This is a genomic window from Paenibacillus cucumis (ex Kampfer et al. 2016) (genome assembly GCF_019748695.1).
GTDB classification, from domain to species: Bacteria; Bacillota; Bacilli; order Paenibacillales; family Paenibacillaceae; genus Paenibacillus; species Paenibacillus polysaccharolyticus.
In genome coordinates, this window is record NZ_JACLIC010000024.1 from 12,330 (window position 1) to 35,165 (window position 22,836).

17 protein-coding genes are annotated in these 22,836 nt (G+C 47.6%); 2 read left to right on the top strand and 15 right to left on the bottom strand.

Annotated features, from left to right (window positions below):
- The 7 genes from H7T88_RS15340 to H7T88_RS15370 form a co-directional block, all read right to left on the bottom strand.
- Window positions 1-354: a PadR family transcriptional regulator gene (locus H7T88_RS15340; RefSeq protein WP_154890693.1), complete on the bottom strand. Its 354-nt coding sequence runs from the start codon at window positions 352-354 to the stop codon at window positions 1-3.
- Window positions 355-616: 262 nt separating this feature from the next.
- A complete protein-coding gene (locus H7T88_RS15345; protein ID WP_221789184.1) occupies window positions 617-2,122 on the bottom strand; it encodes an alpha-glucosidase/alpha-galactosidase in 1,506 nt (501 codons plus the stop codon).
- A gap of 182 nt (window positions 2,123-2,304) precedes the next feature.
- Entirely contained in the window at window positions 2,305-3,069 is a 765-nt protein-coding gene (locus H7T88_RS15350) for a carbohydrate deacetylase (RefSeq protein ID WP_221789186.1), read from the bottom strand.
- 26 nt (window positions 3,070-3,095) lie between these two features.
- Window positions 3,096-5,012 carry a beta-glucoside-specific PTS transporter subunit IIABC gene (locus H7T88_RS15355; protein ID WP_154890690.1) on the bottom strand — a complete coding sequence of 639 codons (1,917 nt, stop codon included), beginning with the start codon at window positions 5,010-5,012 and terminating at the stop codon, window positions 3,096-3,098.
- Between the two features lie 196 nt (window positions 5,013-5,208).
- On the bottom strand, window positions 5,209-6,060 hold the full coding sequence (licT, locus tag H7T88_RS15360) for a BglG family transcription antiterminator LicT (RefSeq protein WP_221789187.1): 852 nt from the start codon (window positions 6,058-6,060) through the stop codon (window positions 5,209-5,211).
- 289 nt (window positions 6,061-6,349) lie between these two features.
- Window positions 6,350-7,459, bottom strand: a complete 1,110-nt coding sequence (locus H7T88_RS15365; protein WP_221789188.1) for an AraC family transcriptional regulator — start codon at window positions 7,457-7,459, stop codon at window positions 6,350-6,352.
- Between the two features lie 80 nt (window positions 7,460-7,539).
- Complete coding sequence (locus tag H7T88_RS15370; protein WP_221789189.1) at window positions 7,540-8,154, bottom strand: Type 1 glutamine amidotransferase-like domain-containing protein; 615 nt, start codon at window positions 8,152-8,154, stop codon at window positions 7,540-7,542.
- Between the two features lie 116 nt (window positions 8,155-8,270).
- Here H7T88_RS15370 and H7T88_RS15375 point away from each other — a divergent pair, with 116 nt between their 5' ends.
- A complete protein-coding gene (locus tag H7T88_RS15375) occupies window positions 8,271-8,894 on the top strand; it encodes a histidine phosphatase family protein (protein WP_221789190.1) in 624 nt (207 codons plus the stop codon).
- 115 nt (window positions 8,895-9,009) lie between these two features.
- Here the strand turns inward: H7T88_RS15375 and H7T88_RS15380 are convergent, their stop codons facing one another.
- The 8 genes from H7T88_RS15380 to H7T88_RS15415 form a co-directional block, all read right to left on the bottom strand.
- Window positions 9,010-11,319: a rhamnogalacturonan lyase gene (locus H7T88_RS15380; protein WP_221789342.1), complete on the bottom strand. Its 2,310-nt coding sequence runs from the start codon at window positions 11,317-11,319 to the stop codon at window positions 9,010-9,012.
- A 924-nt stretch (window positions 11,320-12,243) separates the two neighbouring features.
- Entirely contained in the window at window positions 12,244-14,685 is a 2,442-nt protein-coding gene (locus H7T88_RS15385) for a glycoside hydrolase family 6 protein (RefSeq protein ID WP_221789191.1), read from the bottom strand.
- 518 nt (window positions 14,686-15,203) lie between these two features.
- Complete coding sequence (locus tag H7T88_RS15390; RefSeq protein WP_221789192.1) at window positions 15,204-16,280, bottom strand: efflux RND transporter periplasmic adaptor subunit; 1,077 nt, start codon at window positions 16,278-16,280, stop codon at window positions 15,204-15,206.
- Window positions 16,281-16,371: 91 nt separating this feature from the next.
- Window positions 16,372-17,742, bottom strand: coding sequence for an ABC transporter permease (locus H7T88_RS15395; protein WP_221789193.1), 1,371 nt, complete (start codon window positions 17,740-17,742; stop codon window positions 16,372-16,374).
- 25 nt (window positions 17,743-17,767) lie between these two features.
- A complete protein-coding gene (locus H7T88_RS15400) occupies window positions 17,768-18,463 on the bottom strand; it encodes an ABC transporter ATP-binding protein (protein WP_090917679.1) in 696 nt (231 codons plus the stop codon).
- A 257-nt stretch (window positions 18,464-18,720) separates the two neighbouring features.
- On the bottom strand, window positions 18,721-19,878 hold the full coding sequence (locus H7T88_RS15405; protein ID WP_090917677.1) for a hypothetical protein: 1,158 nt from the start codon (window positions 19,876-19,878) through the stop codon (window positions 18,721-18,723).
- Window positions 19,875-21,341: a sensor histidine kinase gene (locus H7T88_RS15410; RefSeq protein WP_154959781.1), complete on the bottom strand. Its 1,467-nt coding sequence runs from the start codon at window positions 21,339-21,341 to the stop codon at window positions 19,875-19,877. The genes H7T88_RS15405 and H7T88_RS15410 overlap by 4 nt, the downstream gene beginning before the upstream one ends.
- Window positions 21,338-22,051, bottom strand: a complete 714-nt coding sequence (locus tag H7T88_RS15415) for a response regulator transcription factor (protein WP_145333083.1) — start codon at window positions 22,049-22,051, stop codon at window positions 21,338-21,340. Before H7T88_RS15415 ends, H7T88_RS15410 begins: the two co-directional genes overlap by 4 nt.
- Before the next feature lie 211 nt (window positions 22,052-22,262).
- On the opposite strand from H7T88_RS15415, the gene H7T88_RS15420 reads away from it, so the two are divergent.
- Complete coding sequence (locus H7T88_RS15420; protein ID WP_090917672.1) at window positions 22,263-22,739, top strand: RNA polymerase sigma factor; 477 nt, start codon at window positions 22,263-22,265, stop codon at window positions 22,737-22,739.
- Window positions 22,740-22,836 lie beyond the last annotated feature (97 nt).

Here is a 22,836-nt window from a genome sequence, read left to right on the forward strand (position 1 = left end):
TTACTCATCTCCTTCTTCACCGGTGGCAATCATGCAATCGATTAACGTTTTGGCTGCATGCCAAGCTTGAACCTGCAATTGATAAACTTCACGTCCCTGGCTGGAAATCCGGTAGTATTTCCGCCTTCCACCCTGCGTCTCCTCACCCCAATAAGACTCCACGTACCCACTCTTCTCCAGCCGTTTCAGACTGGAATACAGCGTTGGCTCCTTAAGTTCAAACTGCTCCCCGCTTTTACGATATATTTCCTTAATAATGCCATATCCGTAGTTGTCTGCTGGAATAAGCACACTCAAAATAATGGGGTCAATATTTCCCCGAATCAGGTCACTGTTAATCACTTGAACATCCATCTGTGCGTCTCACCGCTCTCCCTCTTACTCTGAGTATACTATAAGACATATTACTATGTCTGTAAAGGTAATATGTTGTGCATTGTAATTGGTTTTATGTGCCCACAACAAAAAGACGAAGCAGTTCTAATGCTGCTCCGTCCTCGTTTCTCTTCTTTTCCGCTTCATTCACGCTGTTATCTATGCCTCATTATCATGCTGTTTTTATGCTTTTGCGCTGGTTATTGTTATCCTGCTATAATGACTTTTGTTTCTGCACTCTCTACCTCTGTACCTTCTCGCGGTCCTTGCCTTTATCGGACTCACCTGCATTTTTATTCGCGGCATCCCGATCTTGTTGCATCTCTTCTACCGTTTTGACCTTCAGACGTGCTGCGCCTTCGTATGCCTTGGTTGGAATAAGATCACCCGTAGCAAGTCTCTCTTCTGCAGCTGTAATCGCATCACTGTACTGTGGCAACCACTTCGCCTGTGCAACCAGCATCTCATCGACCATCTGCCAGATTTCCTTCGGATTACAAACCGCGCCTACCAGCGGGTCCATCATAAATGCCTGTCGTAGCAGCTTATCGTCCCCATGCACTGCTGCCTCCACCGCAAGGCGCTGCACGGAAATACTCACATTGCACACCGCCGCTGGGCCCAGAGGCAGTTCGCCGATATGCGGCATCGAGATGCCGTTACGATCCACATAACCCGGTGCTTCAATGATGGCATCATCCGGCAAGTTGGAGATCACCCCGTTGTTCACAGTGTTAAAATGACCCCGATACACACGTCCCGTCTCCAGGCTCTCTATGATATAGGAGCCGTGCTCTTCGCCGCGTTTCTCCGGTAAATACTGCATCGGATCATCCTTCATCCAGTTTGGGAAATCCGTTTCGAACCAGTTACGCCCCTCGGTACACACGCGCAGATATCCACCCGTTTCACCGTTAATCCAGCTTCCCATGTCAATCCAGTCATTAATCTCTTCAGGACGTTTGCGATACCATGGCACATATTCACTTAAGTGACCATTGGATTCAGTACTGTAATAACCAAAACGGCGTAACATATCGATCCGAACTTTCTCCGTACGACTGTACTCGGGATGCTTCTCAAAAGCTTCCAGCAATCCACCCGTAAGATCCTTACCTTTGTGGGACGCCTGAATATACCATGTCTGATGATTGATACCTGCACAGATAATATCCACTTCACTCTTTTCTAGCCCGTACACTTCCGCAATCTGATGATGTCCATGCTGAACGCCGTGACATAGTCCGATCGTCCGCACACCACCGTACTTGTTGCACGCCCAGGTCAGCATCGCCATCGGATTGGAGTAATTCAGGAGCAGCACATCCGGCGCACTCTGTTCGCGAATATCTTTGCAGATCTCAAGCATCTCGGCAATCCCGCGCTGTCCATACATAATGCCGCCTGCACACAGCGTATCCCCGACACATTGATCCACCCCGTATTTGAGCGGAATATCGACATCGGTTGCAAAAGCTTCCAGTCCCCCTACACGAATCGTACACAGAACATACTTGGCGTCTTTCAACGCTTCTCTCCGATTGGTTGTCGGCTGAATCTGAATATTCAATCCATTCTCTCGGATATCCCGCTGGCACAGCTCGGTGACCATGTCGAGATTGTGCTGATTAATATCGCAGAATGCGATCTCGATGTTATTAAATTCCGGTACGGTGAGCAGATCACGCAATAATCCTCTTGTAAAACCAATGCTACCCGCCCCGATAAACGCTACTTTGAACGACATGTACATGTCCTCCCGTAATCCGAACCTTCCGGCTTCGGTTAATGACTTGCTTCATGGGTTCATTGTAGCAACAGTAAGACGGAGAGCGTTATCAAAATCATGACCTGTTCGGAGGCAGAGTGTCAAAAATCCTAACTTATCTTATCTTTTCTTATTATTCTCAATTCTTCTCATATCCTCAACTACAGTTGACTATAGCTAATGAGTTGAATCCCTTGTTCCTCCACATATTCCCGTAGTGCCGGATTGAGCAACACCGCAAGATCATGCTCACGCTCCTCTACCAGAGAAGAGATACTTCGCAGTTCATCATCCGCATAACCTGGATGTCCAGCAATCTCAACGATATTTTCCGTATCCTTATACTGATCCAGTACCCCGCGCAACCATGATTCCTGCAGAGTAGGCATAGCCGGATCACCACACAATATATCCGTAGACCGAATCCCCGCATCCACAAGCTTGCCGTTCAACTCCGGAGATAAGATATCATCTCTTCTCATAGGAACGTTATATTCCCGAGCCAGTTCCATGACCAAGTCCAACATTTGTGCATCTTTCACACTCACCCCATGATGGGTATCCAGATGATTTAACGTTAACCCGGAAGCGAGAAACTTCTCGATCTGTGCCTTCAACTCCGCGCGTACTTCCCCAGGATCATAGGTCGAAGGAATAAGTCCAGGTTTTCGATAGAAACGGCCCGACTCGTCCACGATACTCTGAACAGCCGAAGCTTCCAGCACAGGGGTCATGAACGTCAGGTTCAGATGAACCCCCATAGACGTAATGCCCGCTTCAAGGGCCATAATGCTACTCTTTTCAAAATGTACCGAATTCACCAACGCCGAGGTATCTGTAATCAGACCCTGTTTCATTCCATGAATGATGCCTTCGCTCACTCTCATCGTGATGCCATAATCATCTGCATTAACAATCAGCTTCATCTCGCTCTACTCCTCTCTGATCTGATTTAGGATCGAACAGATAACAGTTCCTCTGTGACAGCAACCGTTCCTTCTGACAGCAACGGCGTAATATCGCGGAATTGATCGGAGTTCGTCACCACAATTGGCGTGGTCAGCTTAAAGCCTTCGTTCCGAATCTGATCCATATCAAATTCAATCAGTACCCCTCCCTTACGGATTCGGTTCCCTTGCTGAACCTTCTGAGTAAAATACTTCCCTTTTAATCTCACCGTATCTATGCCGATATGCATGAGAATTTCGACACCTTCGTCCGAGGTGACTGCGATGGCATGTGCACTTTTCATCGTGACCGACACGACGCCGTCTACCGGGGATACGAGCTGACCTTTGGACGGAATGATGGCTACGCCCTTCCCCATCGACTCCGAGGAAAATACGACATCCTCCACGTCATGAAGCGGAATGACCGTTCCTTCGAGTGGACTTGTAATCAAGCATTCCATCGCAACGTTCGCGTCGATCCCGGCAGCGTTTTGTTCCATTTTCGCCGTGGACGATTCAGGTGTTGGGTGCTGGTTATTCTCGTCTCTCTGTACCTTCGGACCTTCAGCAACCTGATTATTTTTCTTGCTCTCGTAACCAAACAGCACCACACACAGGGCTCCGCCCGCAATCGCAGTCAACACGCCAATAATGTAATACAACATTGGACTCTGGGCCGGCAGTGTGAACACATTAAGGAAGAAATTGAATACAATCAACTTCACACCGAGATATCCCATCAATCCACCGGCAATGGCTCCAGCGGCTACCAGATAGATGAGAGTTTTGCGATAACGCAGAATGATACCATACAGAATAGGTTCAGTAACCCCGGACAGGATCGCAGACAGGAAAGATGAACCGCTTAAAGCCTTAAGATCTTTATCCTTTGTTTTCAGGAATACCCCGAGACCAATCCCCATCGAAGCCGCAACGGATGTTGCCGCAAGAGGTGCAATGAGATCGCCCCCAGCACTCAGATTACCCATAATAATAGGAACCGTTGCCCAGTGTAGTCCAAGCAATACAAGGAAGGACCAAGTTCCCCCCAGGATAATTCCGGCGATGACAGAGTTGCTGTTAATCAGGAAATTAACAATATCCCCAATCCACTGACCTACATACTGCCCGAATGGACCAATCAACATGGCCGTGAGCGGTACCATAATGACAAGAGAGAAGAACGGAACTGCGAACAACTGCACATTTTTGTGCATGATCTTCTTCAAAAACTTCTCCAGAACCGCGTAGATGCTAACAGCGATAAACATCGGAAAGACCGACGAAGCGTAGTTCATTAACGATACCGGAATGCCTAGGAAATGAGTTGTAGTTCCTGCTGCTGTCAAAGCCGTAAAATTCGGCTCCATTAATGCGGCGCCGATCGCCGCTGCCACATAGGAGTTCACGTTCAGAACTTTAGCAATCGTAATCCCAAGTAGAATCGGCAAGAAATAGAAGATAGAATTCCCTGCCGCAGCTAATATGGCATACGTTCCACTATCCACGGCAATCCATCCCGCTCTCTCAAGAACGATTAACAGCGCCTTGACCAGGCCCGCTCCGGCAAATACCGGGATTAATGGCGTTAGACTGCCCGATATCAAGCCAAAGATGGCTGAACGAATGCTCTTCTTTTCTTTTTCAGAGCTTGCACCGGAACCTGCTCCATCGAATTCCCCTTCCGCAACGATATGTTTGTACACCTCTGACACGTCATTGCCTACAACAACCTGAAATTGTCCGCCGCTTTCAACCACCTTCAGGATGCCTGCTGTGTTTTCGAGTGTGTCTGCATCGGCCTTCCGGTTATCGTTCAAGACAAATCGCAAACGGGTAGCGCAGTGAGTCAGCGATTGAATGTTCTCCCTTCCTCCAACGCGGTCTACAATGTTTTGAGCTAATTTGAGATAATCCATGTTGTTCCCCCCATACTTTGTATAATCCCTACAATTCAGATCTTCACTTCATCATTTCGGATGACGTACTACGATGACAAAATAAAAACCTGAACTGAAGCTCGTCTACTGACCTTAGTCAATACACAAGCCTCAGTTCAGGTTTCGCCTGCCGAACAGTCACAATCCCTAATGTATAATTTGTATACGTATTTCTTCATTCTTCCGCCAGATCATGCTCACGGTTCGTGACCCGGTGAATGTGGATCATGAAATAAACCATTTCCTCATTCGTTGTTTTCTTCTCGTAGTTAATCTCCAGATAGTTTCTAATCTTTTTCGCGCACGCGTACGATTCGGGGTACTTGTCCTTTACATGATCGTATAGAGAATCCCGATCCTCCGGAATCAACTCATCATGAAGAATTCGGTACGCAAAATATCGCAAATGTGTGAGGAAACGGCTGTAATTAATCGAGTTTTCGTCCAGTTTGATTCCAAAATGGTATTTCACAATATTGGCTAGATCGTTAACAATCTTCGTCATCTGATAGGTTTGTTTCATATCCTGCCCACGCTGCTGTGCATTCACAAAATGAAGGGCAATGGAACCCGCCTCATCCTCTGGCAACTTCACACCTGTTTTCTGCTCAATAATGTGGAGCGCCTTAAAGGCCACTTCATATTCGGCTGCATAGAATTTTTTGATCTCCCACAGCAAAGCATTCTTTACAATGATGCCTTCAGGGAACCTTCTCAGTGCGAAGCTGATATGATCCGTCAGGGTGATGTAGATGTTGTCACTGAATTTGAGAGCAAGCTGTTGTTCGGCATATTCAATAATTTCGTTCGACAACTCCAGATGTTCAGTTGGAATCTCGCCAATCAGCCCCATCAGTTTGTCAGACGTTGCTTTTTCAACGACGAACTTTTTCTCTACTTGTGAAAAGTCGATAACATCACTGTTATGTTTGTTATACCCGATCCCTTTTCCCATCACGATCATTTCGTGCCCGTTATCATCCGTCAGTAAAATTACATTGTTATTAAAAATTTTCCTAATCTTCATCTGCATCACCCCCAACTCATCACATGCTCGTCCCGTTAATATTCCATAAAATTCTTCGAAAAATCAAAATCTCCTATAAAAAAAACCTAAATTGAAGCAGTAACATGCACAACTCATGTTTACTACGAACAATTTAGGTATCGCCTGCCGAACAGTCACAATCCTGAATATATTAAATTACTACTACATTATCAACGAATGGGTTACTTCTGAACAAAGGATATCATGAATACCCTTTCAGTTCAACATTTAGTTTCTACCCGCCTGTTCCAGCACGGCGGCCCTGCTTCTACTCCGATTCCTCCGGGTAGCCCCACTGTTCTCGCTCCATGGAACCCCGATATTGAACAGGTGTCTGGCCCGTATACTTTTTGAAAAGCATATGAAAATACTGCCTACTGCCCACACCCACATAATCTGAAATTTCGGAGATCGGAATATTGGTCTGTTGCAGCAGCATCTTTGCCTTCTCCATCCGTAACATCGTCAAATAGTCAGTCGGAGTCCATTGCATATAATTACGGAAAATGCGGTGCAAATACCCTGGATGTAAATTGACTGCTGCCGCGATATCCTTCATCTGAATACTGCGATCCATATTGTGATGCATGAATTCAATCGTACGTTTGACATAGAGCTCTGTCTGATCCAGTGCACTTCGTTCCATCTCGCCTCGCAACCTGGCAATCCGAACGAGCATTTGGATAAAAAGGGTCCGTACCAGCGTTCCCTGCTCCGGGGAGCTCAGGTTTCGGGCTTCACGATGAAGCATTCGCTCTTCGGCAGGAATCACCCGCATGTGTACAGGAGGAGGTCCAGATTTCGTCTGCTCTTGTGATTGTTCCAGTTCCTGTTTCTGCCCCTGTGCCTGTGTCTGTACTTGCCTTTGCTCCAGCAAACCACGCTGATCCAGTTCAAGCACCAGGCTTTTCATCGTGTGATACACTTCTTCCGGGTCAGGTAATACAAGATAAGGAGTAGATCGAGTTAGAAAAGCATGAACCGTATCCTCTTCCAGCGCAAGTTGCTTTATGGTAAGTTGTCCAGATGCAGTACGCGCAAAACCGAATTCTACATTGAGCATTCGGCACGGCACGCCGTCCTGCACCAACAGCCGATGGGGAACCCCTGCATCCAGCAGGATGAACTGTCCTTTTTTCAACACCGCCTGTTCCGAGCTTCCGTCTGCCATCCTCACATCCACTCGGCACATGCCCGTAATGATGTACATAATTTCCGTGGAGTCATGAGTGTGGTAGGACATCTGATAATCATCCCATTGTTTGTAATAATAAGCGAAAAAACGCGGACCCCAATCTTCGGTGCGAAGGCGTTCCTGAAAAAGACTGCCTGAAAAGGATGGTGTATGATTCGTTACTGATCCTGATCCTGTCCCCATCTCTACAACCTCCCTTCAAGCGCGATATGGCGTACAGATGTATTCGCTCTATTTTTGAATAAACATCATTGGAATCGACGTTAAATGCTACTAATCCGGTACTGCTCCCCATCCATGATAATAACCTCGGAGTTCGTTATCGGCACGAGAGGCAATGTGGACTGATACTCATCCATGACCTGAGCTGCCGACTCTACAAATGGGGGACAACCCACATGCGGCACGGGATAAAAGTCAACCGCATTCAGCCCTTCGTAACTGGACAAGTCCGGTGCTACCGCGCAATCATCCATAGCTTTCACATAGGCAATATCCGGGGCGAGAATGATGGAACCCGCCGACTCTCCGATGTATATTCTCCCTTCTTGGATGTGAGCCTGTATGTACTTCTCTGCTCCACTTCTGCGAAGCTCCTGTAATAGAAAAAAGGTGTTGCCACCCGACACGTAGATCAGGTCACTTTGTTGCAACTTGGTTGCTACTTCTTCAGAAGATGCCGTGGATACTTCCAACTCTTGTACGATAAGTCCCCACTTCTCAAGCTCCTTCCTGCCCGCATGTACATATGCATCATATGGTTCAGGAACGGCAGCTGTCGGAATAAAGGTAACGGTCCTTCCGTTTAACGTTTCTTCCAGTGTGTTCAACAAGCTTGCTGTGTCAACAAAAGAAGATGACAAAAACAATTTTTTCATATTAATATCCTCCAAATTGTAATGGATCGAAACGTTCAGTTCCTATAAGCTTAGTATAAAATCATTATATCATGATCTGCCATTTCTAAATCCAATGTTGAAGGAGATTTCATGCGATGAGTACAACCTTTTATCTGGTCAGACATGGTGTCAAAAAAAGTGATATTGGAGACGTGCCACTTACTGCCGAAGGTAGCCGTCAGGCTCAATTGACCGCCCGGCATTTCTCGAAAGCTCCATATCCCATCCACCGGATCGTAGCGAGTCCACTCCGGAGAGCACAAGAAACCGCCGAAGCCATTGCTTCCCTTACCGGGTCTGACGTCTCGGAAGATGCACGCTTGCGTGAGCGAGCGAATTGGGGTGATGATCCCGAGCAGACTTTTGAACAATTTGTAGCTTTGTGGGACCAGTGTACCGCAGACCCGGAGTTCATTCCACATGTTGGTGACTCCGCCAAACAGGCAGGTACGCGGCTGGCCTCTTTGCTCGGCGAACTGGCAACACAGGCGCCAACCGGCAGTCATATTGTATTGGCTACCCATGGCGGTCTGATTACCGATTTCCTGGTGCAAACGTTTTCCGAACAAGAACTGAACAGATGGCATCCGAATTTCTTGGTTGAGCAGAAACGTCTCGTTCCCGAGTGTTCCATCACCAAGTTACTGATTCAGGACGGTCAATATACACTGGAATCATTCGCTTCCGCAACACACTTGACTGAAAACATCGAGAAGTAGTTGGATGTACAAAAAAGCTCTGGAAGGTCTCTGCGTGATCATTACACAGAAGCGAATTCCAGAGCTATTTGCGGTTAGCTTACATCATTTCTCTTTCTAATCTGAGCGGACAGTCTTATTTATCCCCTTTGCCTTTCCCCGGAGTATAGAAGTTCGGCAACGTCACCTTCGACCAATCGATATCCGATGCCATGTAGAAGGAAGGATACGAAGGCTGGTTATATCCGCTGTTCTGTCCAGCAATACCTACACGATACATCGCATCATGCATGAGCGTATAGAGCTTGCGATCTGTTTTCTCGGTGCTCAGATAGATGCGGATCGCTGAACTGTCGGCTGTACGCACCAGCATCTCCTCACGCCAGTCTCCGAATACATCGGCAACCAGCGACGGTGTACCTTTCGTGTGGTTATTGGTTAAGGTTCCTGTCGCGGTCAGCACTGTGCCGCGTGTCCAGTCTTTGATTGTAGGCGTAACATCGATGGCACCGTCTACGATTTGGGTGGTCATGTCGGCGGCCCAGCGAATGCTCATATTGGTTCCGGGCGCCTGATCACTTATTTTTTCACCCTGTGCCGTCCATAATCCGACAGCCCATGTCTCCAGCCCGCGCCGGGTTGGATCGACATCTCCGACCATACCGCGTCCAGTATCTTTGCCTGTATATCCGCCATAAATCACTTCTCCGGTCTTCGCATCACGCAGGGAATATCCGTACGGCGCCCAAGGTCCGCCCTCATGCACCATAAAGATCTCCAGTCCCGGGCGATCCGGGTCGATATCTGCCACATGCAGTGCATCTCCGTGTCCTAGACGGGCAATCGTTCCCGGTGCAGCACTCTCGGGCGGCATCACATCGGTGGAACTATATAACACACTACCATCGTGGTCAATCGTAGCCGAACCATAGATAATCTCCTGTTTGCCATCACCGTCTACATCCGCCACACTGAAATAGTGCGCTCCCTGTGTTGTAATTGAACCGTACTGCGGGTCTGTGCCATCTACACCATGTGGCCCGTCATTGAACGGATTTTTCATCGGTGTCCAGCCACTGTCTACCATCCACTCTTTTTTCAGTTTCTTGCCATCCCAGTTGTAGGCAGCCATGGTGGAGCGAGTGTAATATCCACGTGCAAAAATCGCAGACGGTTTCTTGCCATCCAGGTACGCAACCCCTGCGAGGAAACGGTCTACGCGATTTGCCGGTTCAATGCGTGCCATCGCATAATCGCCCCACATCAGGCCGTCGTCATGACGTTCGGGTTCATACCGGACGGTTTGTAATTCTTTTCCCGACTTGCCTTCAAATACGGTAATATACTCCGGACCGTCCACAATAAACCCTTCGAACTTGCGCAGTTCATTGCGGGCGCTCCGCTGCGGTGCGTATACATCTATAAAATAGTCGGCCAGACTTTCCGCATCCTGCTGGGATAACGGATAGGTGTACTTCTTCTCGATTCCAAATGCCTCTTCCAGTGTTGCAGGCCAGTTTCCTCTTACAACCTCTTCGTGTTTATGCCAGTTCCGGAACGTATCTACCACATGGTCATAGTACCCCTTCGCACTGAGGCGATAATCGTCCTCGTGTGTCACCCCGGCCTTGCGATCTTCCTTCGGCAGTGTAATGTACTTTTGTGAAGTTGGTTTGCCCTTTTTGTTGTACTTCATAATTTGTGTGCCCGGGGCAGTCTTGAACATCAGTTCAGCCTTGCCATCACCGTCAAAATCATAGACAAGCATCTGCGTATAATGCGCTCCCGCACGAATGTTAACCCCGAGATCGATCCGGTACAATAATTGCCCGTCCAGCGTATAACAATCCACGTAGGTATTACCGGTATATCCTTTTTGCGATACGTCCTTGGCATTGGATGGGTCCCATTTCACAAAAAACTCGTACTGACCATCCCCATCCACATCACCAACACTCATGTCATTGGCACTGTAGGTGTAAGCTTCACCCGCAGGTGTTACACCGTCAGCCGGCTTTTGCAAAGGAATATCCATATACCCTTTCGCCCAAGGTTTGACGGATGCGCTTCGTTTGCTTTCTTTACCTTTGCTATTAACGGCGGCAACTTCATAACGTGAGAATGTCGTACCTGTGCTGTCCACATAGTTCGTGCTGTCTGTGACCGTTGCAATTCTTTTGCCATCCCGATAAACGTTGAAATCCGTCCCGGTCAGCCCCTTGTCACTGTACCCTGTTGCCTCGTCCCCAAGTAATCTCCAGCTTAGAAAAACACCCTCAGACGTCGAGGCCGCTACCAGCCCGCGATCCAGCTTCTCTAGTTGAATGCTTTTCCCCTGAGATTGGGGTTGGGATTGTGAAGCATCCGCCCCACTGATCCCGGCGGTTCCGCTAAGAATTAAAGCCAAGCTGAGTGCAGAAGAGAGCACTTTGGCCCCGAGAGGCATGCGTGATCGTTGTAATCGTTTGCTACGTGTGCTTCGACTGTTGGGACTGCTGGAAGAGATTTTGCTGGGACTGTCTGGACTAATGGTACTACTAGTATGGAAGTCTGAACTGGGTTCGCGGCCGGCACCTTTTACTGATTTTAAGTTCATCAACCTTCACTCTCCCTAATTAGAATGGGTAATGATACTTCTTCCTGAATATGTTCATGTTTAACTTAAAACTTGTGTTCATTTAAGGTCGTCATGCATGGTCATACATCAAAGGAAAAATGATTGCGCTTACAAAATTAATGTTCAAAAGAGCATCCAGTTAGCCTAATGTACTCTTTTCTCTTGTTTCTCCAATCCCCCTTTCATCCTATTCACTTCATTTGAAGTAAGAGTTCTCATCCATCGGGTACTATTATAGACATCCTCGCTGCCTAACCATAGGCAAATATCCGTCCAAAACGATCAATATTCAGTGTATCTCGTTCAGAGTGTACAACGCTGAATGATGAAAAATGAACAGTCTTCAAAGCCTTATCATTATAGCTCATTTTTCCAAACCGTCGGATAGCGCTCCAAGCTTATTTATCCTATTGTGCTTTTTCAACAAACACTTCCTTCTAAAAAATTCTAACGATCTCCACGGAGCTTATTCAGTCGTTTTCAACCACTTTTGAATTCTAACGATCACCAGTGACCTTATTTCCTCCCAAACAAGGCATATTACATCGAAATCTCCGAAATTCCTCGAAATAGCGTCGCTACGGATCGTTAGAATTTCATCATGTCTCTTTTTCACCAAATAAGCTCTCCTGAGATCGTTAGACAAAAACAGAGCTGCCCCCGGTCAATGAATGACCAGAAAACAGCTCTGTTTTGATAAGTTGTGCGTACGCTCACACGTACATTAGCACTAAATCACCAAATGTATGACCTTTAAGGCTCAATTCCCCATACAAGACTGCCGTCTTGATAGAGTGTGACTTTATCCCAATCCTGATAGGATGTTTTGGTTGGGTCATAGGAATAGTCATCGCTCTCGTCAAAGTTGGACCAGTCCGTTTTGAACATGCGAAGCTGAATGTCTCCGGATTGTCCACCCGCAGCAATGCTTCCTGCGCCGGACTTAAAGCTCAGCTCAACATATCCATCTCCAAAGGTACGGTCGATGTTGGCTGCACCAACCACTGCCCAGTCAATGGCAGAATCCATCGCCGCCGAACCTTCTTTGGTGAAATAATAACGAAGTTTCAAATCACTCAGATCCACTGCAGTGCTGCCCAGGTTTTTGATGTTGAACAACGGTCTGATCTGGTTATCCGTTGCATTGGTATCCCCTGCACGATATTGCACCACCAGATCACTAGTTGGTACAACCACACCCGCTGGTGTCGCAGAGGCTACAGTAGAATTAGCACTTTGCCCAGCTGCATTCACCGCACTCACCACATAATAGTAGGTTGTGCCATTGGTCAGCGAAGTGTTAATATACGACGTTGTAGTTACATTCGATGCAACCGTCGTGAATGGACCCGCTGCCGTCAGAGCACGTTTCACATTATAGCTGGTCGCACCTGCCGAAGCTGTCCAAGCCAGACTCACCTGTGCATTGCCAGCTGTTGCTGTCAACGCTGTTGGTGCCGCCGGAGCCGTTGCAACTGCTGCCGGTGTTGCCATAGCAGATGCAGAGTTAACACTCTCACCTGCTGCATTACTTGCTGTCACGACATAATAGTACGTTGTCCCATTCGTCAAGCCCGTGTTGGTGTAAGTTGTTCCGCTGACATTGGCAGCAACCGTTACAAATGGACCGGATGCTGTCAGGGCACGTTTCACCGTATAACTCGTCGCACCTGTCGATGCCGCCCATGTTAACGTCACTTGAGCATTACCGGCCGCAGCTGTTAGTGTAGCAGGAGCTGCCGGTGCTGTGTTTCCACCTGGAGGATTGCCTCCACCATTCTCAGAGAGTACAGGGAAGGAGTTCTTCACCAGTTGTACGAACTGATCATGGAACCAGTGACCTGATACCGGCGCGTTAGGCAATGCACCAGTCAGCACCCCATCTTTCGTTGTATACGTTGGATCACACATCCGGTCGAAGCCTTTACCCTCATTGTTCGGAATTTCGGAACTGGAGCCATCGGATTCACCTGGCGGTTTCACCCATACATAGGCATCCAGATGCGCTGGTCCCGGAGCTGCCTTCGGTGCTTCTCCGATACCTGCTCCGCTTGCATTACACCAGTTACCCCGGTGCTCACGGCGATCCACACGACCTGAATTTACATAGTCATTGATATTGCTGCCTGTAGCTGTAGCTGGACGATTCACTCCGCCCCATCCGTTACGGCTGGTATCAATGAGGAAACCTGTGCTCGCTGGCCATCCTGCCTGTACGAAATCGGCATACAACTTCGCTGTGAAATCGGTTTCGTCAAAGTACGGATTCCATTCATAGAACTTCGCTGAACGGATCGGTTGTCCACCAATGTTCAGATCCGGATTAGACAGGTTTGGTTCAGCCAGCGGTGTAGTATTGGCAGTATTCGTAATGAATCCATCCGCACTGCTCAGTCCACCCAGCGTATCCCCGACTACATCGGTATAGAGCGCGACCGCTCCAGAACGGTTGTTATCCCATCCGAGCCAGCCGGAGTGACCGATATCGAGATAGTTGTATACGTTTGGAATCGCATGGAGCTTGTCGAGCGTATATTTAATCCCGGCTTCATAAATTCCCGTTGAAGCCGCTTGACCACAAGCTGGTGTGCTCAGATTGGTTACCAGGTTAGGCAAACTATCTGGCTCAATAACAGCGATAATGCGGATGTCTTGATATTTAGGATCAGCAAAAATATCTGCAATCACGTCAATGTAATCCGTTTTATACGTTTGCAATGCTGCCTGGGTTAAAGGAAGCTCCCCGTTAGAAGCGAGGGCATGGCAGTCCCGACCCGGCAAGTTATAGATGACAAAGGAAGCCGTAATAGGTACGCCTGGCTTCTTCTGAGCGAGAACCGCATCCAGATGCTCTTCCACGCTCTTGCGACCAGCATTCTCGGCCCCGCCATAGATGGCTGCAATACGGTCAATCCATACCGCAGTAGGGTAAGATTTCACCGTTTCCATCTTCGCTTTCAGCGAAGCATCACTGGTAATTGCAATAGAGGTGTCCACAAGTGCAGAGTAGTCCTCATTGAGATAAGCCGTGGCGCCCACAAACGGATTGTTCACATGCGCCTCCGCTGCCTGTGTCACACCTGGAGACATGCCAGGGAAAATCCCTGCTGCAAGCAGCGCAGCTGCCATCATTTGTTTTACACCTTTACGCAGCAGCTTCTGGCCTCTTGATTTGGTTTTCAATGTTTTCTTCATAGTTCCACCTTTCCCTTAGATAAGATTGGTCTCGACTCATGTCTGCTGTTCCTCTGTGTAGAAGCAGGATGCATGGCACAAAGTGCATGAAAAAATGTGTGGTGTTCCGGTCACCTCCATAATTAAAAGGGCTGAAGTCAAAAAGCAAATAAAAATAAACGTCGGGTGTTTTCAGTAGAATTGCTGTGTGAGCTTGTGTGGGGGTGGAATCTTGAGAGTAAACCGTGGTGGAGTAGTTAAATCATCATCTTGGAATTGAAGTGTGAAGAGAACGTTGAATGCGAACTAACTTTGCGTAAGCGCTTTCCATTAAAACTTGAAAAAAAATGTGATCTCGCGTATGACTGCTTGTTCACCTCCTTATAGTGTGATTATACGACATGTAAATATTACTGTAAATTGAATTATATAAATTAAATTATATTTTTTTCCACATAAAAAGAAGGAATTTGCTCCTCTCTGTCGCAACAAATAAAGGCTCATTACGGCACGAGACCGCAATGAACCTTCACATCCCCCTATGGAATAACAACAACATCCCCTGGCTTCAATCCACTAACAACCTCGGTTTTATCTCCGGATTCCATGCCTGTCTTAACCGCTTGCTGCTCCGTCTGTCCGTTCCCTTTATCCAGTAACACGTAAGGTTCAGGCTGATCACGCATAATGGCGAGACTCGATACGGCAGTCACCTTGTCCTTGCGCATCGTTTCAATGTCTCCTTCCAGACTGACACCTCCATACATGCGAGCATCCGGCTTCAGATCAATGACAACATCAAACTGAGAGGCCTGCTTCAGATCGGTATCGGTGCTTTTCCGGGCAAATTTGGACACCTTGCTTACTTCTCCGGTAAATTTCAGATCCTTCTGCGCACTCATGCGCACCTGTACCGGCATGCCCTCCTTCAGCTTGAACATCTCTTCCTCACCAACAATAGTATTGAATTTCATTTTGCCCGTGTTCGTGATTGAGCCGATTAACTGCCCTTCCGTAACGGCACGTGTTTTGTTATCCTGCTCATTCAACTGAAAGATCCCCGTGGTCGCGGCATGCACCACTGCCTTGCTCATGACATCCTGCTTCTTGCGGATCTCCTGCTCTTTGAGAACCAAAGCCTTTTGGCTAAGTTCGTTCGCCAGACGTTTGCTCTCCCGGTCCGCGAATGCTTTTTTACGTTCCTCTTCCGTCACACCTAATGTTTCAGTCATGCCGGCCTGGTCGATGCTGATCTGATTCATCTCCACATCTAACCGTGCTTTGTCCAGATCACTCTGCATCTGACTGACTTCTGTCTGCAATGCCGACGTATCGAGCGTGAACAAAACATCCCCTTTTTTCACTTGTTCTCCGTTCTTGACATGCCACTGTTTAATGTTGGAAGCATACGGTGCAAACACGTCCGTCTGCTCGGTATAGACCGATTTCCCTTTCACTTGGATGGTCTGTGTCATCGTCTCCTGTGTCACATCAAAAGTGATAGGCGGAGGAGTCTCAACGGGCGCTTCCGGCTGGGGTTTGTATTTCTCATATACCCAGTACCCTGCACCTGCCATAAGTACAATCGTAGTGATGATGCTGATCCATTTCTTCATGCTTAGTTCCCTTCCACTGAAAAGTTTAATTCTGTTCATATCTCCAAATGTTCCACGTTCAGCCATGCACGTTAGCCTTTCCGTAGATCCATCACATCGATTTAATCACACTTAGCGCATTGGTTCGCGATGCGCTGATGGCTGGATAGATACCCGATACCACACCGACAAGTACAGCAAAAACAATCCCCAGCGGCAATGCCGATTGCTGAATGATTACTGTCATCGGTCCGCCCGCCTGATCCGCCATCTGACTTGCGAGTAGCTGGTTCACCCCGCCGAGCGCGGCATAGGCAATCCCAACCCCAGCCACACCGCCAATGAATCCCAGCATGGCTGCCTCCGCAATAAACATCTGACGGATCTGCCACAGGTTGGCGCCAAGCACCTTCATAACCCCGATCTGCTTACGCCGCTGATGCGTGGACATGATCATTGCCACAATAATGGACAGTGAAGCCAGCACCATAATAAAACCGCCAATACCGATGGCTGCTTTCTGGTACATCGCAAGCTGCCCAGCCATGGCTTCTTCCTGGAAAAGATTACTTTGCGTATTTAACGTCAGCTTTTTGATCTGCTCTTCCACCTGAGCCACATGCCGTTTGTTATCCACTTTCACTAATGCGGAATTAAGACGTTTGAGCGCAGGGCTGTCAGCCTGTTGTAGTCCAAGCTCATCTTGCAAAGCACGCGCCGTATCCAGCGGAACATATACTTTTTTGTCATTCTGAGCACTCATATCATCCATATTGGACGGTTTGGCTAGTTCACCCGATACACGTATCGTTCCACTCATCTTGGTCTTTCTGCCATTCGTAAAATCCTCATACCGAAATTGTATACGTTGCTGCATCAGTTGATCCTGCTTCATCATCATCTCATTGTACTGTTGCAAAAGATCATTGTTATAGGGATCGGAATTCAACTGCTCAAACAGCTTTTGAGTCACTTTGGAATCAATAAAGCCGTAGGTCGCTCCATAATTCACAATTGCAACTCGGCCATTTCCAGTTCCGCTGCCCTGTCCATATTTGTATCCGAACCCGCTCAACGTCTGCATCTCGGTTCCAATCACTTCCACGTAGGAGCTGCGCCCATCCGGAAGCACCATATCGAGCGCATCCAGTTTCAGCATAGGAGCCACAGCGACAACGTGAGGAAGGCGCTGAATAATCCGAATTTTCTCCATCGTCAGCGCGCCGCGTTCAAACGTACTCTTCGTGCCTCCGCCGCTTCCATTTCCCGTTTTGATTCCCTCGTTCGGGCTGATCGTAATCTCGTCCATCTTGTAGTTATCATTCAACGTTTTCTCGCTGTATGTCTGTACCGACTGCCCCACACTCAGTGCAATAATCATCGCTGCCGAACCGATTGACAGACCGGTCATACAGAGTAATGTGACCACTTTGCGCCGAATGATCTGTCCCCAGGCCATGCGCACTACGTCCCGTATTCTCACTGTTCCTCTCCTTTTACATGAACTCTCATACATGCTGCAACTGGGCAACCTGTTGCTGTTCGACCAATCTCCCCTGCTGTAACGTCAGTACAACCTGCATCTGTTCAGCCACCTCGGCTTCGTGTGTCACAATGACAAAGGTTGTTTTCATCTCTCTGTTCAGTTGCTGCAAAATGGAAAGAATCTCTTCCTCGGTCTCTGTATCCAGATTACCCGTCGGTTCATCTGCAAAGATGACCGAAGGCTCCGTGATGAGCGAGCGGGCGATACTGACCCGTTGCTGCTGACCACCTGATAACTGCGACGGAAAGAGATTCGTCTTATCGCCGAGCCCCACTTGTTCTAGTAGGCGAAGCGCCTTTTCTTTACGTTTGGATGGTCTTATTCCCATAAATACCAGAGGCAACTCTACATTTTCCCGGATCGTCAGATTGGACAACAGCTCGTAGGATTGAAATATAAATCCAATGTGACTACGCCGAAACTCCGCCAGACGATTCTCACTGAAACGCACAATATCCTGTCCTGCGATCCAAATCTTGCCTTGTGTTGGCTTCATCAAACCAGCCATCAGATTCAGCAGTGTGGACTTCCCTGAACCTGAACTACCCAGCAGCGCAACCATCTGCCCCTCTTGAATCGTCAGATTAATATCTTGCAGCACGGGAACATCGCCCTGTGCATTGCGGAAGGCATGGGATACCTGTTCAACTTGAAGCATTCGTGGCTTGTCTTCCTTTCCATTTGCTGATTATGTATTTCTGTGCATCTCACTTTATTATAGTGCGCAGATGTATCGGGGCAGGACGCAGTTGTATCCAACTTGTAACATGTCAACACAAAAAGCCCTGCGGCAGAGCGTACAATGCTTGCCCGCAGGGATATATGTTCTTTCTAATATCTGAATAAAACTAAGGCTGTGGCAGCAAATTCTCTACATGAATCGACCTCTCGCTGGGTAGTGCTCCTGTCATAAACCTACCATGCCTTAAAGCTAAAACGATACAACTCACTCTTGCTGGCGGTGCTGCTTGCCATGAACAGTTCTTCCTCAAACCATTTCAGCTTGATAAAATTGTTGATATTCCGGTAGATCACCGTATCAGAGGACAAGTTCTGATCATTGAGGAAGGCAATATGAAGCTCATTTTTCTGATTTTCTAATGTATTCAGATAAGCAATTCGGGATTCGTCCGCGCTCAGATCAAAATTCCAGAATGTGCCCTTGGCCAGCAAGTTCAGCTTATTTTTTTCCACCTGATATCGATATAGTCCCTGCACCTGATTCACTTCACCCTGAAAGATCATATCCCCATTTTTCAACAGATGGTATTGCTGGATATCCTTCGATCTCAGGTATAAGGACACGTCCGGATTTTTCTCCAGTGACACACGATAGACGGCAAAATCATCCTTGTGCATGACCAGAACATAAGCCTGCTTCATATCCTGACTAATCTCAAAACTGTCAATAACGATGTAATTCTTGCCCGACTTATCCTCATGTGTCTCTACTCCGACTTTCTTCATCATGACCTCATCGGAAAACAGGATCTCTTCTTTGCCCGTTCTCAGATCGGTCTGAATGAAACCACGATCATCATGACTGATGGATGTGTCGTTACTGAGAAACTCCCTGAAATAGGAATGTTCCTTGCCTAGTTTGGTTCGTTCACCACTTTTCATATCGTATATAAAAGCCGTGCGCTGGGCTTGTCCCGAACGATACTGAGCATACATCAGCTTGGTTCGATCCGGGCTCAGTACAACGCCAAAATCCGTGTTGCCACTGATCTCTTTCACCTGGTTATCATCCAGATGTAACTTGAGCAACCGCAGTCCTGTATACGAACGTTCGGTACTGTTAACAACAATCGTATTCCGATCCCCCATATCAAAATCATAAATAACAAAATCATTCGGAATTTTAGTCGCTGACTCGATTTGGATTGTACTGCTCGATGGGGGCGCGAGACGACTGTTGAATTGCTCACCAGGCAATATCACAGTACGTGGTTTAAGGTGACTCATGCTGAACAGACTGCCAATCCCGAATATCCCCCCGACAAAGGCAATGAGTAGCCCGGACAGCATCAGCTTATCGCGATGTTTACGCCAAAAGCCGGTATATTTCATGTGTTTCGATCCCCCGGCAGGCGGATATGGACTTGCGTCCCTTCCCGCATGATGCTTTTCATCTCCACTGTTCCTCCATGACGCTCCACAATGTTTTTCACAATCGACAGCCCCAGGCCGGCGCTGCCTTTTTCGACACGGTTCATGCCCTTATCCTGGTAAAAGGGTTCAAACACATGATTCAGGGCTTCTGCACCGATGCCTTCACCCTGATCTCGAATCATAATGGCAATAGACTGTTCTTCCCGCGAGGACTGCACTTCAATGATCGAATTCACATCACTATACTTGACGGAGTTATCCAGTACGTTCAGGAATACCTCTTTCAGCTTGTCCCGATCCCCCCGTACATATAGCTCTTCTTCAAGTTCATAATGAATGCCGATATTGTATTTGCCTGCCTTGATCGACATGTCCTCACACGCTTCCCGGATAACTTCCGAGACGTCAACCCGTGCAAAACGGTAGTTCTCAATCACTGCCGAAGACACGGACACTTCCAAAATATCCGCAACCATCGTATTCAGACGACGGCTTTCCTTGATGATATAATTCATGCCCTTGTCGAAGAAATCCGGGTCGGTGAATCCATTATCCCGCAAAATCTGCGCATAGCCCAGAATAGTCGTCAGCGGTGTTTTTAATTCATGTGTCACATTGTCAAAAAAAACTTTGCTTCGTGCCTGTACTTGTTTCACTTCGTCCCGTTCTCGCTCAATCACATCAATCTGCTCTCTTACCCGGTCAATCATGACCGTGAAGCTCGCCGCCAGTTCCCCAATCTCATCCTTCGTGGCAATCTGAATATCCGCATTCAGGCTACCTTGGGCCACTTCGGCAGAACGTTTCGTCAGCACACGAATCGGCTGTGTAATTTTCCGGGAAATAAAAATCGAAGCAATGAAAACGAACACAAATATCGTCGCTGCGAACAGCTTAATTGTATCCTGAAAGCGCATATTGCGCCGGTAAAGATCCGTATAATCCTTTTCGAGTTGCACAATGCCGACAAGTTGCTGGTCACTCTGAATCGGAAAAGAAAGGCTTGCGACAACCCGTCCTTGATCCACCTTTGTCGTATAGGCAATGCGAGATTGCATCGCTTCTCTCAAATCCTCTATCTCTGTATGTTTGACCAGTTTCCCTTCACTGGTGCTGGAGCCATACATAGAGGCATCGGGGCGATAGAGCGTAATTTTCCCACCCACAGCAGAACCAATCTGCTCTTTTAATTCCCGGCTGCCTGCTTCCAGCGAATCTTTGCTGATCCTTTTGTTATGGATGAGAAAGTACTGATTCAAGGCGATATCCAGATTTTTTTTGGATTGCACCATATCTTCTCGCACTTCACGATACATATTCTCTTGGGCGACCTTGTTGGACAGAATAAGCAGTGCCGAGAAACCGATAAAAACGATCACCGAGAACAGCACAACCATCTTGAACTGAATCGTCCATTTCATGTCTGCACCTGAATATTCAGCTTGTACCCTACGCCAAATACCGTTTCAATCATCGATATGCCTTGATCACCGCTGTCCAGCTTTTTGCGAATGCGCTGCACATGGATGTCCACGGTACGCGTATCTCCTGCAAAATCAAATCCCCACACCTTGTCCAGCAGCTCTGAACGTGTATGTACTTTGCGGTGGTGGTTCACGAGGAAGAGTAGCAGATCATACTCCTTGTTGGTGAGCCCTGCTCGTTCCCCATCCTTCCACACCTCGCGCTCATCCTTACGGATCTCGATATGTTTGCCTAACCTAACGACTTCGTAAGACTGGTTCTCCAGCGTTTCGCTGATGAGATCGATCCGGCGGAAAATAGCCCGGATGCGGGCAACCACTTCGCGGATATCAAAAGGCTTTGTAATGTAATCGTCAGCCCCTAGCTCCATGCCAAGCACCTTGTCCAGCATATCGGACTTTGCCGTAATCATGATTACCGGGATTTTGGAATTCACAGACAACTGTCTGCACACATCGAAGCCGCTCATATCGGGCAACATCAGATCCAGTAGAATCAGATCGGGCTTCGACTCCCGCAGCAAATTCAATCCTTCCCTGCCCGAAGCCGCCTCCTTGATCTCGAATCCTTCCTTGCGAAGCGAATAGGACAATATATCGCGAATGGACTCTTCATCTTCGATGATTAATATCTCTTTTGGTCTCATAATACATTCGTAATCTCCCTGCTCTATGAATTTCATCTGTCTATATTCTGTATCCCAAGCCGACTGCTTGAACAGAGGAAATCAAGAAATGTTACAACTCCGATACAACTCTGAACCTTTTGGAAACAACCTCCCGCTATACTGGCATTAATAGAACGCCAAACGGACCGGAACCAAGGTTTGATCCATATCCAAGGGGGATTCACATCTTATGAACCACACACAGATTAATGATGCTTACATTAACTATAAATCAGAAATCACCAGGTATCTATCCCAAATCGTCAAACAGCCGCAGGATGCGGAAGACTTGGCGCAGGATTGTTTTATCCGTCTCATGAACGTCACTGTCCATATCCCTGAAGACCGCATTCTCTATTATCTTAAACGCATCGCCCGTAACCTGGCTATGGACAGCTTTCGCAGACGTACCCGGACCTTACGCCGAGACAGCCGGCTGGAAACCCCTGCTCACCATGTTGATACTCCTCAGATGGAGATTAATGAAGGAGTTAACGAAATTGTCTCCCATATCCACAATACCGAACATCGCAAAATTTTGGAGCTGCGCCTGATCCACGGGTATTCCATTAAAGAAACAGCCCAGATGGTGAACCGCAGTGAAGGCATGATCAAATCTTCCGTTTTCCACGCCGTCAATCGTATTCGTGCCAAAGTCATCTCGTAGAGATGGCTTTTTTACGTTGTGTTCCCCTACTCCGTTATCCACCACATTATTATTTCCATTCTTGTAACAACCAATAATCCAAACGACCTATTCATAT

Excerpts from the sequence above, each read along its gene's own strand:
- H7T88_RS15385 (WP_221789191.1), bottom strand. The coding sequence starts at position 14,685 with ATGAAGAAAACATTGAAAACCAAATCAAGAGGCCAGAAGCTGCTGCGT.
- H7T88_RS15405 (WP_090917677.1), bottom strand. The coding sequence starts at position 19,878 with ATGAAATATACCGGCTTTTGGCGTAAACATCGCGATAAGCTGATGCTG.
- H7T88_RS15420 (WP_090917672.1), top strand. The coding sequence starts at position 22,263 with ATGAACCACACACAGATTAATGATGCTTACATTAACTATAAATCAGAA.
- H7T88_RS15340 (WP_154890693.1), bottom strand. The coding sequence starts at position 354 with ATGGATGTTCAAGTGATTAACAGTGACCTGATTCGGGGAAATATTGAC.
- H7T88_RS15370 (WP_221789189.1), bottom strand. The coding sequence starts at position 8,154 with ATGAAAAAATTGTTTTTGTCATCTTCTTTTGTTGACACAGCAAGCTTG.
- H7T88_RS15390 (WP_221789192.1), bottom strand. The coding sequence starts at position 16,280 with ATGAAGAAATGGATCAGCATCATCACTACGATTGTACTTATGGCAGGT.
- H7T88_RS15365 (WP_221789188.1), bottom strand. The coding sequence starts at position 7,459 with ATGGGGACAGGATCAGGATCAGTAACGAATCATACACCATCCTTTTCA.
- H7T88_RS15350 (WP_221789186.1), bottom strand. The coding sequence starts at position 3,069 with ATGAAGCTGATTGTTAATGCAGATGATTATGGCATCACGATGAGAGTG.
- H7T88_RS15355 (WP_154890690.1), bottom strand. The coding sequence starts at position 5,012 with ATGGATTATCTCAAATTAGCTCAAAACATTGTAGACCGCGTTGGAGGA.
- H7T88_RS15410 (WP_154959781.1), bottom strand. The coding sequence starts at position 21,341 with ATGAAATGGACGATTCAGTTCAAGATGGTTGTGCTGTTCTCGGTGATC.
- H7T88_RS15380 (WP_221789342.1), bottom strand. The coding sequence starts at position 11,319 with ATGCCTCTCGGGGCCAAAGTGCTCTCTTCTGCACTCAGCTTGGCTTTA.
- licT (WP_221789187.1), bottom strand. The coding sequence starts at position 6,060 with ATGAAGATTAGGAAAATTTTTAATAACAATGTAATTTTACTGACGGAT.
- H7T88_RS15415 (WP_145333083.1), bottom strand. The coding sequence starts at position 22,051 with ATGAGACCAAAAGAGATATTAATCATCGAAGATGAAGAGTCCATTCGC.
- H7T88_RS15400 (WP_090917679.1), bottom strand. The coding sequence starts at position 18,463 with ATGCTTCAAGTTGAACAGGTATCCCATGCCTTCCGCAATGCACAGGGC.
- H7T88_RS15345 (WP_221789184.1), bottom strand. The coding sequence starts at position 2,122 with ATGTCGTTCAAAGTAGCGTTTATCGGGGCGGGTAGCATTGGTTTTACA.
- H7T88_RS15375 (WP_221789190.1), top strand. The coding sequence starts at position 8,271 with ATGAGTACAACCTTTTATCTGGTCAGACATGGTGTCAAAAAAAGTGAT.